This window comes from Leptobacterium meishanense, from assembly GCF_037645805.1.
Lineage (GTDB): Bacteria > Bacteroidota > Bacteroidia > Flavobacteriales > Flavobacteriaceae > Leptobacterium_A > Leptobacterium_A meishanense.
On sequence record NZ_JBBEXE010000002.1, the window covers coordinates 372,080 to 385,390 of the forward strand.

The 13,311-nt window shown below is 38.4% G+C and carries 11 protein-coding genes; 3 read left to right on the plus strand and 8 right to left on the minus strand.

Annotated elements, in window-relative coordinates; all coding sequences use genetic code 11:
- Nucleotides 1-45: 45 nt before the first annotated feature.
- Together mdh and secDF are read left to right on the plus strand one after the other, a co-directional pair.
- Nucleotides 46-981 carry a malate dehydrogenase gene (gene mdh, locus WBG21_RS03950; protein ID WP_340075034.1) on the plus strand — a complete coding sequence of 312 codons (936 nt, stop codon included), beginning with the start codon at nucleotides 46-48 and terminating at the stop codon, nucleotides 979-981.
- A gap of 137 nt (nucleotides 982-1,118) precedes the next feature.
- On the plus strand, nucleotides 1,119-4,088 hold the full coding sequence (gene secDF / locus WBG21_RS03955) for a protein translocase subunit SecDF (RefSeq protein WP_340075036.1): 2,970 nt from the start codon (nucleotides 1,119-1,121) through the stop codon (nucleotides 4,086-4,088).
- A gap of 287 nt (nucleotides 4,089-4,375) precedes the next feature.
- Here secDF and WBG21_RS03960 read toward each other — a convergent pair whose 3' ends face one another.
- The 8 genes from WBG21_RS03960 to WBG21_RS03995 form a co-directional block, all read right to left on the minus strand.
- Nucleotides 4,376-4,654: a hypothetical protein gene (locus WBG21_RS03960; protein ID WP_340075038.1), complete on the minus strand. Its 279-nt coding sequence runs from the start codon at nucleotides 4,652-4,654 to the stop codon at nucleotides 4,376-4,378.
- 339 nt (nucleotides 4,655-4,993) lie between these two features.
- Nucleotides 4,994-5,482 carry a DUF192 domain-containing protein gene (locus WBG21_RS03965; RefSeq protein WP_340075040.1) on the minus strand — a complete coding sequence of 163 codons (489 nt, stop codon included), beginning with the start codon at nucleotides 5,480-5,482 and terminating at the stop codon, nucleotides 4,994-4,996.
- A 5-nt stretch (nucleotides 5,483-5,487) separates the two neighbouring features.
- Complete coding sequence (gene lgt / locus WBG21_RS03970) at nucleotides 5,488-6,414, minus strand: prolipoprotein diacylglyceryl transferase (protein WP_340075042.1); 927 nt, start codon at nucleotides 6,412-6,414, stop codon at nucleotides 5,488-5,490.
- An 86-nt stretch (nucleotides 6,415-6,500) separates the two neighbouring features.
- A complete protein-coding gene (gene yidD / locus WBG21_RS03975) occupies nucleotides 6,501-6,776 on the minus strand; it encodes a membrane protein insertion efficiency factor YidD (RefSeq protein WP_340075044.1) in 276 nt (91 codons plus the stop codon).
- Nucleotides 6,777-6,797: 21 nt separating this feature from the next.
- Nucleotides 6,798-8,279, minus strand: a complete 1,482-nt coding sequence (cysS, locus tag WBG21_RS03980) for a cysteine--tRNA ligase (protein ID WP_340075046.1) — start codon at nucleotides 8,277-8,279, stop codon at nucleotides 6,798-6,800.
- A gap of 24 nt (nucleotides 8,280-8,303) precedes the next feature.
- Nucleotides 8,304-8,984, minus strand: a complete 681-nt coding sequence (folE, locus tag WBG21_RS03985) for a GTP cyclohydrolase I FolE (protein WP_340075048.1) — start codon at nucleotides 8,982-8,984, stop codon at nucleotides 8,304-8,306.
- A 137-nt stretch (nucleotides 8,985-9,121) separates the two neighbouring features.
- Entirely contained in the window at nucleotides 9,122-10,636 is a 1,515-nt protein-coding gene (locus WBG21_RS03990) for an OmpP1/FadL family transporter (RefSeq protein WP_340075050.1), read from the minus strand.
- A 27-nt stretch (nucleotides 10,637-10,663) separates the two neighbouring features.
- A complete protein-coding gene (locus WBG21_RS03995) occupies nucleotides 10,664-11,701 on the minus strand; it encodes a hypothetical protein (RefSeq protein ID WP_340075052.1) in 1,038 nt (345 codons plus the stop codon).
- Nucleotides 11,702-11,795: 94 nt separating this feature from the next.
- Here WBG21_RS03995 and proS point away from each other — a divergent pair, with 94 nt between their 5' ends.
- Complete coding sequence (proS, locus tag WBG21_RS04000) at nucleotides 11,796-13,271, plus strand: proline--tRNA ligase (protein WP_340075054.1); 1,476 nt, start codon at nucleotides 11,796-11,798, stop codon at nucleotides 13,269-13,271.
- Nucleotides 13,272-13,311 lie beyond the last annotated feature (40 nt).

Consider the following 13,311-nt stretch of genomic DNA (forward strand, 5'->3'; position numbering starts at 1 on the left):
CTGTAATTTTGCCAAAACAAATATTAATCCAAAATACAGAGATACATGAAAGTTACTATAGTGGGTGCCGGCAATGTGGGTGCTACATGTGCAGATGCCATTGCGTATAGAAGAATAGCAAGCGAAATCGTTTTATTAGATATTAAGGAAGGCTTTGCCGAAGGAAAAGCGTTAGACATTACACAAACCCAAACTACTTTGGGTTTTAATACTAAAGTAACAGGAAGTACCAACGACTATACTAAGACAGCCGGAAGTGATGTCGTAGTTATTACATCAGGAATCCCAAGAAAACCCGGAATGACGAGAGAAGAACTTATCGGGATCAATGCAGGGATTGTACAAACTGTGGCAGAGAATATCCTTGAACATTCCCCAAATGCAATTATCGTAGTAGTCTCTAACCCAATGGACACCATGACATATCTGGCGTTAAAAGCTACAGGACTTCCAAAAAACAGGATTATAGGAATGGGTGGTGCACTGGATAGTTCTCGCTTTAAAACGTACTTGTCTTTAGCTTTAGACAAACCTGCTAATGATGTCCATGGAATGGTCATAGGAGGGCACGGAGATACCACTATGATTCCGTTAACGCGATTGGCCTCTTATAACGGTATTCCGGTTTCTAAGTTTCTTTCGGAAGAAGCCCTGAAAAAAGTAGCAGCCGATACCATGGTAGGTGGTGCTACACTAACAAAATTGTTGGGTACTTCTGCATGGTACGCACCCGGAGCATCCGTGTCATACTTAGTGGATAGTATTTTAAATAACCAAAAGAAAATGATCCCTTGCTCCGTATACCTGGAAGGTGAATACGGTCAAAGTGATATCTGTATTGGGGTGCCATGTATTATAGGAAAAAATGGTTTAGAAGAAATTGTAGATGTCAATCTCAATGAAGAAGAAAAAGCCTTATTTGCCAAGAGTGCCGATGCTGTTCGGAACATGAATAGTGCTTTAAAAGATATTTTGAAATAAACAGAATCTAAAAATACATTTTTAAGGCCGTTATAAAACGGCCTTTTTTATACAATAAGATGGCAAATAATTGTTTAATCTTATGGTAAATTATATATTTGCTCGTTTTTTAAACCTCATTATTAAATAAAAGAAAAATGCAGAACAAGGGACTAATCAGGCTGTTTGCTTTTTTATTTGGAATTGTTAGTATTTATCAACTATCATTCACATATATCACGAATAAAATAGAAAAAGAAGCAACCGTTTTTGCAACCAATAAAATAGCAGACTCCGAAGAAGATTATGTAGTAAAAAGAGAAATAGAAGAAGCGAGATACCTCGATTCTATAGGGAGCAAGCAAGTATACGACATAGGAGTAGCAAGCTTTACATATAACCAAGCAAAAGAAAAAGAGCTAAACAAAGGGCTTGACCTAAAAGGAGGAATCAATGTAATCCTTCAAATATCTGTAAAAGATATTCTTAAAGGATTAGCTAACAACTCTAAAGACCCTGTATTTAATAGAGCTTTGGCAGATGCAGACGAAGCCTCAAAAAACAGTGACAGAACCTATGTAGATTTATTCTTTGAAGCTTTTGAAGCCATAAAAGGTGATACCAACTTAGCTTCCCCCGATATCTTTGCTAACAAAACACTGAGCGATGAGATAAATTTTCAAATGACAGATGATCAGGTACGGCCTATCATTCGAAGAAAAGTAGACGAATCTATTATTTCTGCATTTGAAGTATTACGTAAACGTATTGATAAATTTGGGGTAACCCAACCCAACATACAACGATTAGGGACTTCCGGGCGTATCTTGGTAGAATTGCCAGGAGCAAAAGATGTAGACAGGGTTAAAAAACTGTTACAAAGTACGGCACAGTTGGAATTTTGGGAAACCTTTAAAGCGGAAGAAGTAGCATCGTTTTTAGTAGCTGCCAACAATCGGTTAAAAGATTTGGTAGCTGTAGAAAAAGAAGAACCAGAAGAAGTAGTATCTAGTATTGACTCATTACTTTCAGATGTAAACAAAGACTCTTTAGACCTTGCAAAACAGGTAAACCCTTTATTTGATATGATCGTAGGGGGAGGGCAGCAGGGATCACCTGTAGTAGCAAGTTTTGCGGTTAAAGACACTTCCAAGGTAAATACATACTTAAAAATGTCTCAAGTAAGGCAACTCTTGCCGGCAGAACTCCAATTTGCCAAGTTTGTTTGGGGAAAAGTAGCTGACGATTCAGAAGTAGCTGATTTGTACGCATTAAGATCAAACAGAGAACGGGAGGCACCTTTAAGTGGAAGTGTGGTAGTAGATGCTACCCAGACGTATGACCAGTTTAACAAACCTGCCGTTTCTATGCAGATGAATGGTAAAGGGTCAAAAATATGGGAAGAACTTACAGGAAAAGCGTTCAGGGAACAAGGAAATATTGCCATTGTATTGGATGAGATCGTATATTCGGCACCTGGAGTATCCAGAGGAGCTATTTCCGGTGGAAACTCAGAAATTTCAGGACAATTCACGCTCAATGAAGCTATTGACTTAGCAAATGTATTAAGGGCCGGTAAATTACCTGCCTCTGCAGATATTATACAATCAGAAGTAGTAGGTCCGTCATTAGGACAAGAAGCTATTGATAGTGGTTTCATGTCTTTTATTATTGCCATGATTATCGTATTGGTATGGATGGTATTCTACTATGGAAAAGCAGGTGTTTTTGCCGATATCGCTTTGATATTTAATATCCTGCTCATTTTCGGGGTACTCTCAGGTTTAGGTGCGGTATTAACACTTCCCGGTATTGCAGGTATTGTATTGACCATAGGGATGTCAGTAGATGCCAATGTACTTATTTTTGAGCGATCAAAAGAAGAATTGGCAAAAGGAAAAGGTATGAAACAATCCATTGCCGATGGGTTTGGTAATGCACTATCTTCAATTCTCGATGCCAATATCACTACCGGATTAACAGCACTTATTCTGTTAGTATTTGGTACAGGACCTATTCAAGGATTTGCCACTACCTTATTAATTGGTATCGCAACCTCACTGTTCAGTGCTATTTTTGTAACCCGATTACTGTTAGAAGGTTATATCAAAGAAGGTAAACGTTCCTTAGATTTCTCTACGGCTATTACTAAGAATTTATTTAAGAATTTGAATATCAATTTCTTAGGAAAACGAAAAATGGCATATATCATCTCAGGGATTATTATAGCCATAGGCATTTTTTCATTAGTGACGCAGGGATTAAACCAAGGTGTTGATTTCGTTGGAGGGCGTTCCTATCAAGTACGTTTTGAAAACCCGGTAAACCCTACGGAAATTGCAAATGACCTGTCGCCTATATTCGGAAACACAGAAGTAAAAACGTTTGGAGGCGCTAATCAGGTTAAAATAACCACCAAATATAAAGTAGATGAAGAAGGAACGGAAGTGGATGAGGAAATCCAACAAAGTTTGTTTACAGCGCTCCAAAAGTATTTACCATCCGGTATTACCTATGAAGATTTCATGATTGGAAGCGACACTAAAAAAGTAGGGATTATGCAATCTATTAAAGTAGGACCTACTATCGCAGATGATATTAAGAGAGGGGCCTTATGGGCTGTTTTAGGCTCATTAGCCGTAGTGTTCCTATATATTTTATTGCGTTTCCGTAAGTGGCAGTTCTCCTTAGGGGCAGTTGCAGCGGTATTCCATGATGTACTCATTGTACTAGGGATCTTCTCTTTGACCTATAAATTCATGCCATTTAATATGGAGATAGACCAAGCCTTTATTGCAGCGATCTTAACGGTAATAGGATATTCCCTGAACGATACTGTAATTGTATTTGACCGTATCCGAGAGATTATCTCTGAAAAAGGTTGGAGAGCAGGCGAAAATACCAATTTGGCACTTAACAATACCTTAGGAAGAACGTTGAACACCTCGTTAACTACTTTGGTGGTATTGTTAGCCATCTTCATCTTTGGAGGAGAATCTTTACGAGGGTTTATGTTTGCGATGATCGTAGGTATTATGGTGGGTACGTACTCTTCTTTGTTTATTGCAACCCCGGTGATGTTTGATACATTAAAAGATAAAGGAACAGCAACAAAAGATAAAAAGTAGAAAAAGAATATTTTTTATACAACCCTCACAGGTTTTTAAAACCTGTGAGGGTTGTATTTTAAATAGAAATCTAGATTATAAGGTTCAAAGTCGGGAGGTTTTGTGGAATAGGGTATTTAAAGTTGCACTGTGCGCCATTAGAAAAATAGCTTGAGGAAGAGGGCAATTCAAGTAGCCGAAAGTATTTTGCCAACAATTTTGGCAGGGAAACAGCTTTGATAACATTATTTTTAACACATTGATTGCAGAGCATGCTTTCTTTCTTAGCCATTGTTTTAGCTAGTTTTTTATTTTTCAAAATCACTCTTCGTAAATTCTTTACCAATAGTCGAACCATCACCGAACTTTTGAACGATTATCATTTTATCATCACTCTCCATATAGTTAATTTTCTCGTCAAATTCTGTATCCCTCCATCGTCCGTCACTATTTCCCCAAATAATTTTATCTTTTCCTTCAAATTTGATTTTGTATTCAAATTCTTTCCCATCAGAAGGTCTTTTGTATGAAACCAAATAGATGTTACTTTCTTGTGTCGCAGAAATAATTGAGGGGGATTGGTTCATTATTGATGAGATTGTGAAAATTGAAATTTCTTTCTCTGAAAATTTCGATTTTTTTTGTATCTCAACTTTATTATTTGATTGTTCTTGTCTGCAACTTGATAATAATATAGTTAAAGTCAAAATTTGAATTAAATGTCTCATAAAAAAGTCTTTAGTCTTTCTTTTTTTAATTAGCCATGATAGTCTTAGCTATGGAATGATTCGGTAGAATTTTTATACAACTAAACCAAATATAACAGAAAAATTATTTTTACTATACCAAATAAATTAAGAATTTTATCAAGCAAGAACTTGCCCCTCTGCTTAAAAAGGAAATACTTGAATAATCTGCTTTAATAATCAATCCTTTATAAAAGAAATAGAATCCCCTACCTGAACATTCCACTGTTTGACCAATCCCGCATTAAGTTCTAAAACATATTTTGCAGGGAAATTAGAGGGGAGTGAAGCTTCATCAAAAGGTGTAGCGTTTTCTACAAAACTTACAATCTTCAGTTCGGAATTAATGTAGATAATGTCCAATGGAATTTCAGTGTTTTTCATGTAGAAATAACGAGGTGCTTCTTCTTTAAAAATAAACAACATACCATGGTTTTCTTCCATTGATGTTCGGTACATCAATCCGGTTTCGGTTTCATAGTCATTATCCGCAATTTCAATGTCTATCGTTTTATAAACTGGTTGATCCGGTTTCAGGAGTTGTAACGTACCTTCCTTTTTAAAAGCGACCACCTGTTTTTTTACGGGGCTTTTTTTCTTGCCATCATTGCAGGCTACGGTCAAACCTACAAGGGCTATCAGGATAAACATGGAACTAAAAACTTTCATAAGAACTATTTTTTAGCGGGCTTAAACATAAAATACAACCCGGCAATGATAAATGGAATGCTCAATAGTTGACCTGTAGAAAGCGCATTATTGAATACCGATTCAAATCCGCCCTGACTTGTTTTTACAAACTCCACAAAGAAACGGACTGTCCATAATAACACTAAGAACAGGCCGAAGAGGAAAAAAGGTTTATCTTTTTTATCGGTCTTACGATAAACAAACCAAAGGATGAGAAATACGAATATATAAGAGAATGCCTCATACAATTGTGCCGGATGGCGAAACGGAATAGTATTTAACGTATCTGCAAACCGCGGGTCGCTCACAATAAGGTTATAGGCTTCCGAGATATTACGTTCTCCCGTAATTTGAAACGCTTCGCGTTCAGAAATGGCATCTTGTACAAAACGGACACCCAGAGGAAAATCGGCGTCCACTTCTTTTCCGTTGATTTCGGAGTTCATGAAGTTTCCAATACGCACAAAAACAGCTCCTGAAGCTACAGGGATCACAATTCTATCGAGTATCCATGACAGTTTGAGTTCCGGGTATTTCCTTCGGTATAAATACATAGCGATGATAATTCCGATGGCTGCACCATGACTGGCCAAACCACTAAATCCGGTAAACTCAAATGTTGGTGAGAAACGAAAAGGCAGGATGATTTCCAGTAAATGGTCTTTAAAATAAGCCCAGTCGTAAAAGAAAACATGCCCAAGCCGAGCCCCTAAAAGAGTGGCTATCACAGAATATACAAATAGAGAATCGAGTTTTTCCAGTGATTGCCCTTCTCTGGTAAAAATACGCTTCATAATATACCAACCTAACGAAAATGCAATAACAAACATAAGGCTGTAGTAACGAAGCTGAAAAGAACCAATTTCAAATAATGCTTTATCAGGATTCCAGGTAATACCTAAAAAATACATGTTTATGGGTTTAAAGAATTTAGCGTTGTAAATATAGGAAAATAGTTAGTAGACTTTTGTATTTATTGGTTCTTTAGAATGATTCTTTAAGGTACCGGATCATAACCACTGCCTCCCCAAGGGTGGCAACTAAAAATTCTTTTGATAGCCAATCGGCCACCTTTAAACAGGCCATGTTTCTTTAAGGCTTCAACAGTATATTGGGAACAAGTAGGAGAGTAGCGGCAAGTAGCCGGTGTTAAGGGAGAAATCAGGTATTGATATATTTTTACCAACAGAATAAAAGGAGCTATGAAGATGCTTTTTAATATGGTTGCAAACGAAGTGTTTCCCGAAGTGGTATTTAGCTTTTGTTTGCTCATTATTATTTTCAGGTCAATTATTTATAGACTGAACGTAGTTCCTTCTTTCCCGTCTTTCAATTGAATGCCTAGTTCTTCCAGTTCATCCCGTATTTTATCAGAAGTAGCAAAATCTTTGTTGGCACGTGCTTCTGCTCTTAGCGCAATCAATAATTCCACTACGCCAGACAGTTTATCTGTGGTAGCATCTGCCGAAGCAGTATGGGCAAGTCCCAACACATCAAAAACAAAAGTATGGATAGTTTTCTTTAAAATTTGGAGGTTTTCTGCTGAAATAGTAGCCTTTCCATCTTTAACCTGATTGATATACTTAACCGCGTCAAAGAGATGCGCAATAAGTATAGGACTGTTAAAATCATCATTCATGGCATCATAGCAATCCTGCTTCCACTTTAAGCTATCAAAACCGGAGGTTTCTCCAGTAGGCTTTAATTCATCTAACACATGAATGGCATCGATCAAACGGTTAAATCCTTTTTCTGAGGCTAGGAGGGCATCATTGCTAAAGTCAAGAATGCTTCGATAATGTGCTTGCAATATAAAAAAACGTACGGCAGAAGGGGCAAAAGGTTTACTTAGAATGGTATTGTCTCCAGAGAAAATTTCATCGGGCAGGATATTATTTCCGGTCGATTTTGCCATTTTTTTACCATTCAAAGTAAGCATGTTGGCATGCATCCAATATTTTACCGGACTTTGGCCATTAGAAGCTTCTGCTTGTGCAATTTCACATTCGTGATGTGGGAATTTCAAGTCCATACCACCTCCGTGTATGTCGAATTGCTCACCTAAATACTTGGTGCTCATGGCTGTACATTCCAAATGCCAGCCGGGAAACCCATCGCTCCATGGCGAAGGCCAACGCATAATGTGCTGTGGCTCTGCTTTTTTCCACAAAGCAAAGTCCTGAGGGTTTTTCTTGTCATCTTGTCCATCGAGTGTCCTAGTATTATGGATCATATCTTCGATGTTCCGACCACTCAATTTTCCATAGTGATTGGACTCGTTAAATTTCAAAACGTCAAAATAAACAGAGCCATTCACTTCATAGGCATACCCTTTATCAAGAATGTCTTCAATAATTGCTATTTGCTCAATAATATGGCCGGTAGCAGTAGGTTCAATGCTCGGAGGTAAATTATTGAACTTTGCAAGGGTGTTGTGAAAGTCAACGGTATAGCGTTGTACCACTTCCATTGGTTCTATTTGTTCCAACCGGGCTTTTTTAGCAATACGGTCTTCGCCTTCGTCAGCGTCATTTTCTAGGTGACCAGCATCTGTAATGTTCCTAACATACCGAACTTTATATCCCAGATGTTTTAGATACCTAAAAACCAAATCGAAAGAAATGAAAGTGCGGCAATTTCCTAAGTGAACATTGCTATATACTGTAGGGCCACATACGTACATGCCGACATAACCTTCATTAATAGGTTGGAAGTTTTCTTTTTTTCCGGAAAGTGAATTGTAAATTTTTAGCTGCTGCTCTTTGTACTCTTGCATTTTGATTGATGATCTTTTTTCAGCTTAAAACGCAGTATCCATTTTTATATAGTCCAAAAACTCTCTTCGGGTTTCTTTTTCTTTAAATTTTCCACCAAATTCGGCTGTTATCGTGCTACTGTCTACATCACGTATTCCTCTGGAATTTACACAAAGGTGCTTGGCATCAATTACACAAGCCACATCTTCAGTATTTAAAACCCGTTGCAATTCCTGTACAATCTGCATCGTCATTCGTTCCTGTACTTGTGGGCGTTTAGCAAAATAATCAACTATTCGGTTCATTTTTGAAAGGCCTACTACAGTTCCGTTAGAAATATAAGCAATATGTGCTTTACCAACAATAGGCAACAAATGGTGCTCGCAGGTAGAGTAAACAGTAATATTTTTTTCCACCAGCATCTCGCCGTATTTATATTTGTTTTTAAAGGTAGAGGCACTGGGTTTTTTATTAGGGTGCAACCCTTGAAAGAGTTCTTTTACAAACATTTTGGCAACCCGGGTTGGTGTTCCCCGTAAGCTATCATCAGTGAGGTCGAGCCCCAAGGTATCCATAATATTGTACACATCTTGTTGGATGCGTTCAATCTTCTCATCGTCTGATAATTCAAATGCATCATCCCTTAAAGGTGTCTTAGCAGAACCGGCCGCATGGTTATCCCCTAACTCCTCAAATTGTTTTTCTAAAGATTTATCTATTTTCATTCGATCGGAATAATAAGACTGCAAAGATAGTTAATTATTAAAGAGGATATCGTGTTTAACGTTATCTTAAGTTATCATAAGAAAACAGCAAATTCGTATAACCGCTTTTTTGTTTTAGGTGCTTTTATATAACGTTTTTATAGGTTAAAACTTAACGAGAACGTTAAATTTGTGTTTGTAGCATCTATGTTGGCAGCATTGGTCAACCCTGTCTCAAACAAAGGCGTGTTAATGTCGCGTTGTGTTTGGCTAAACCCTACATCAAACACCGTAGGGCCAAAAGTATAGCCTACACCTAAAGAAAAACCGCTTAGGTCACCAATTGTATTGCTATTTTCATAAGGGCTTTCTTCAAAACGGTAACCGCCCCGTACATGCCAGTCATCAATTTTATATTCCCCCCCTATTTTAAAGGAAGAAACTGCTTTTAGTTGACTACTGATAAATGCATTTTCATTAGCAAAATCAGGATCAGAATTCGGCCTTAGTTCAGCATTTTCCATGTTTTGATAGCTATAATCAAAATTTATGAAGCCTTCTTCTCCAAAAATAAGCGCTAAGCTCCCGGTAAGTTTTGCCGGTACCTGAATTTTATAATCTGGGAAAATATTGACAATAGAGAAGTCAATAAACCCAATTTCACTATCTGCTAGGTTAGAATTGATACGCTGTGATAATTGATCCGTGAAACGGTACCATGTAGGGGATTGATAAGTAGCTCCTATATGAACTGCATCATTGATCTTTGCAATACCACCAATAGTAAAGGAGAACGCATCCCCAAAGGTTCTGAGCAGATTGTCAAAACTAACACCTTGCAGGGGTGAAGTAGCATCGTAACCACTTTCCTCAAAAAGGGAGAAATTCTCATAAAATACATCATGGAAATTTAAAGAAGCCCCAACAAAGAGATGCTCGTTATATTGACCTGAAACATTAGCTGTAAATTTGTTATTATATCCTGAGGTAAGCCTTAAATAGGCTTGATTAACATCGGAAAAGATTCCATTTGAAATATAGTCCGTATTGTTATCATCATTAATGTCAACGGGGTCTATTACACCTCCAAAATAGCCTAAAAAGGCTTGTTGTGGGCCAAAACCAAGGTTAGCACCAATATCTAAGTATGCTTCTTCAATAAACTCCCCATCCTGAATAAACAAAGGGCCTAAAGGCACTCCTTGCGCAAATGTCAAGAAATATTGATCGATGGATTGATCACTGATGCCTGAAGCAAAAAACTCATTGTCATAGCTGTTTACAAGGTCATAGTTGAAGGCAATGGCAAATTTTTTCCATCCTTTCGACTCCGGATTAGCATTTTTAAATACAAGCACACCACCGGCCTGATTAAACTCAACATTGTCAGTGTCCGATTCATTAAAACCATTAAAATAGCGTGTTTCATTATTAGCATTGTAGTTGCTTAATGAAAAAGTAAGAAAACTGTTCTTGAACAATGAAGATCCTGCAGGGTTTACATTGATGGCGGATAAATCGCCTCCTATAGCCCCCATAGCTCCACTTAGCCCTTGGAAACGGGCAGTTCCCTGCGTGTTTTCCATACTATATCGGAGGACATCACTTATGGATTGTGCGTGATTGACTGTAGCAGTTAACACCACTGCAAAGAAGAATGCTATTTTTTTCATGAGTTTACTTATTGAGTTGGATGTCTATTAATTATTCCGTCCGTTACTTCTTCCCCGGCTTCCTCCTGAAGACCGGTTAGAGCCGCTACTAGGTCTTGAATAAGAAGGCCTTGAAAACCCGGAACTCCTACGTGAGCCCGAATTATTTCTGTAGGACCGATTATTGGAATTGTTCCTTTTGTAATTAGAATTGTTCCTGTATGATCGTGAGCGGTTACCATCATTATTTCTGTATGAACGGTTGCCCCTATAGTAATTATTATTTCTTCGGCTACGGTTACTATTGATACGTGAACTGTTATTGTAACCCCTTCGGTTAGAGTTTATCGTAGAATTTCGCCCTCTTCGGTAAATACCGTCATTACTTCTATAAAACCTATTGCTGCGGCTATTTACACCACTTAAGTTACTTCTGTTGTAATAACCTCTACGACTGTTGGTGTAGGAGTAAGAGCGGTTTCTGTATGCATATGGGTAACCATACGCAAATCCACCATAATATGGATATCCGTAGAAATTTCCATAGTAAGGTAATCCCCATAGGCCAAATCCTCCCCAAGGGCCAAACCCTCCCCAGGAACCATAGAAATAAGGGTTTCCAAACCCGACATTCCACCCCCAGTAAGGATTGTTCCATCCCCAATACCAATTGTTCCAGTAACTTCCATAAAATCCGCCCCAACCATAATAAGGAGAGCTATATATGTTTATGGAAACACTACTTGGGTTTTCGCCCCATCCGGCATTTCCTGAACGGTACGCATAATCATAAGCTACATCAGTACTGTCAGGGGTACTAGTATATGAATCAACATCGGTAAAAACTTCTTCTTCTCCCAGTATTAATTCATAATCCTGCGCTTTTTGCCCAAAATAGTCTTCATAATAGGTAGGCTCTTCTTCCGGTTGCTCAGAAACACCATAATTGTAATACGGGTCTTCACCATAAACCCTATCATAATAAGAAGATTGCTGATAGGAACCACAAGAAACCAGTAAAAAGGTTAAAATGGGGATCAATAAAAATAATTTATACCGTTGAAGGAAGTTGGAAGTTTTCATCATCGCAAAAATTTATTGTTGTACATAGTAAAAATGGTTAGTTTTGCCAGACCATTTCTTCTAATAAAGATACAATATTTATGCCAAACTAAAAGTAATGAGCAAGAAACTAACAACCAGAAATGAGGATTATTCAAAATGGTACAATGAGTTGGTCGTAAAGGCTGATTTGGCTGAAAACTCAGGAGTAAGAGGCTGTATGGTGATAAAACCTTATGGTTATGCGATCTGGGAAAAAATGCAGGCAGAATTAGACAGGATGTTCAAAGAAACGGGCCATGAAAATGCGTATTTTCCATTATTCATACCAAAATCGTACTTGAGTAAAGAGGCGGCCCATGTAGAAGGGTTTGCCAAAGAGTGCGCCGTAGTGACCCATTATCGGTTAAAAAATGCAGAAGACGGTAGCGGTATTGTAGTAGATCCTGAAGCGAAACTGGAAGAAGAACTTATTGTGCGTCCAACCTCTGAAACGATTATTTGGGACACGTACCGGAAATGGATCCAATCCTACCGGGACCTTCCTATCTTGGTGAACCAATGGGCCAATGTGGTACGATGGGAAATGCGTACCCGGTTGTTTTTACGTACTGCAGAGTTTTTATGGCAGGAAGGACATACTGCGCATGCAACCCGTGAAGAAGCGATAGCAGAAGCGGAACAGATGATGCATGTATATGCCGATTTTGCTGAAAATTATATGGGCATGCCTGTAATAAAAGGGGTGAAAAGTGAAAGCGAACGATTTGCCGGAGCAGAAGAAACCTATTGTATTGAAGCTTTGATGCAGGACGGAAAGGCACTTCAGGCAGGGACTTCACATTTTTTAGGGCAAAATTTTGCCAAAGCCTTTGATGTGAAATTTACAACCAAAGAAGGGCAACAGGAGTATGTTTGGGCAACTTCATGGGGTGTTTCTACACGTTTAATGGGTGCTTTGGTAATGACACATAGTGATGACAACGGATTAGTGCTGCCCCCAAAACTGGCCCCTATACAGGTGGTCATTGTGCCTATTTACAAAGGGGAAGAACAACTCACCTTGATTTCTGAACGGGTACATCCTTTGGTAAAAGCATTACGTGCAAAAGGTATTTCTGTAAAATATGATGACCGTGATACCCAAAAACCCGGATGGAAATTCAATGAATATGAACTAAAAGGGGTTCCTGTACGATTGGCCATTGGCCAGCGCGACATGGAAAACGGTACCTATGAGATAGCCCGTCGTGACACCTTGCATAAAGAGTTGGTTGCAGAAGCCGATGTTGTGAAAAAAGTAGAGAGTTTGTTGGAAGAGATTCAGGCCAATATATATAATAAAGCTTTAAAACACAGAGAAGCACATATTACCGAGGTGAACAGTTTTGAGGAATTCAAGCAGGTCTTGGAATCTAAAGGCGGGTTCTTGTCTGCCCATTGGGACGGGACCCCGGAAACAGAGGAAAAGATAAAAGAGCTTACCAAAGCCACGATACGTTGCATCCTTTTAGATGGTAAAAAAGAGGAAGGTGTTTGCGTGTATAGCGGAAAGCTTTCATCACAACGAGTGCTATTTGCCAAGGCGTATTAGCGCATGAGTTTTAAAAAATGTTTTACAGCTATTGTATCAT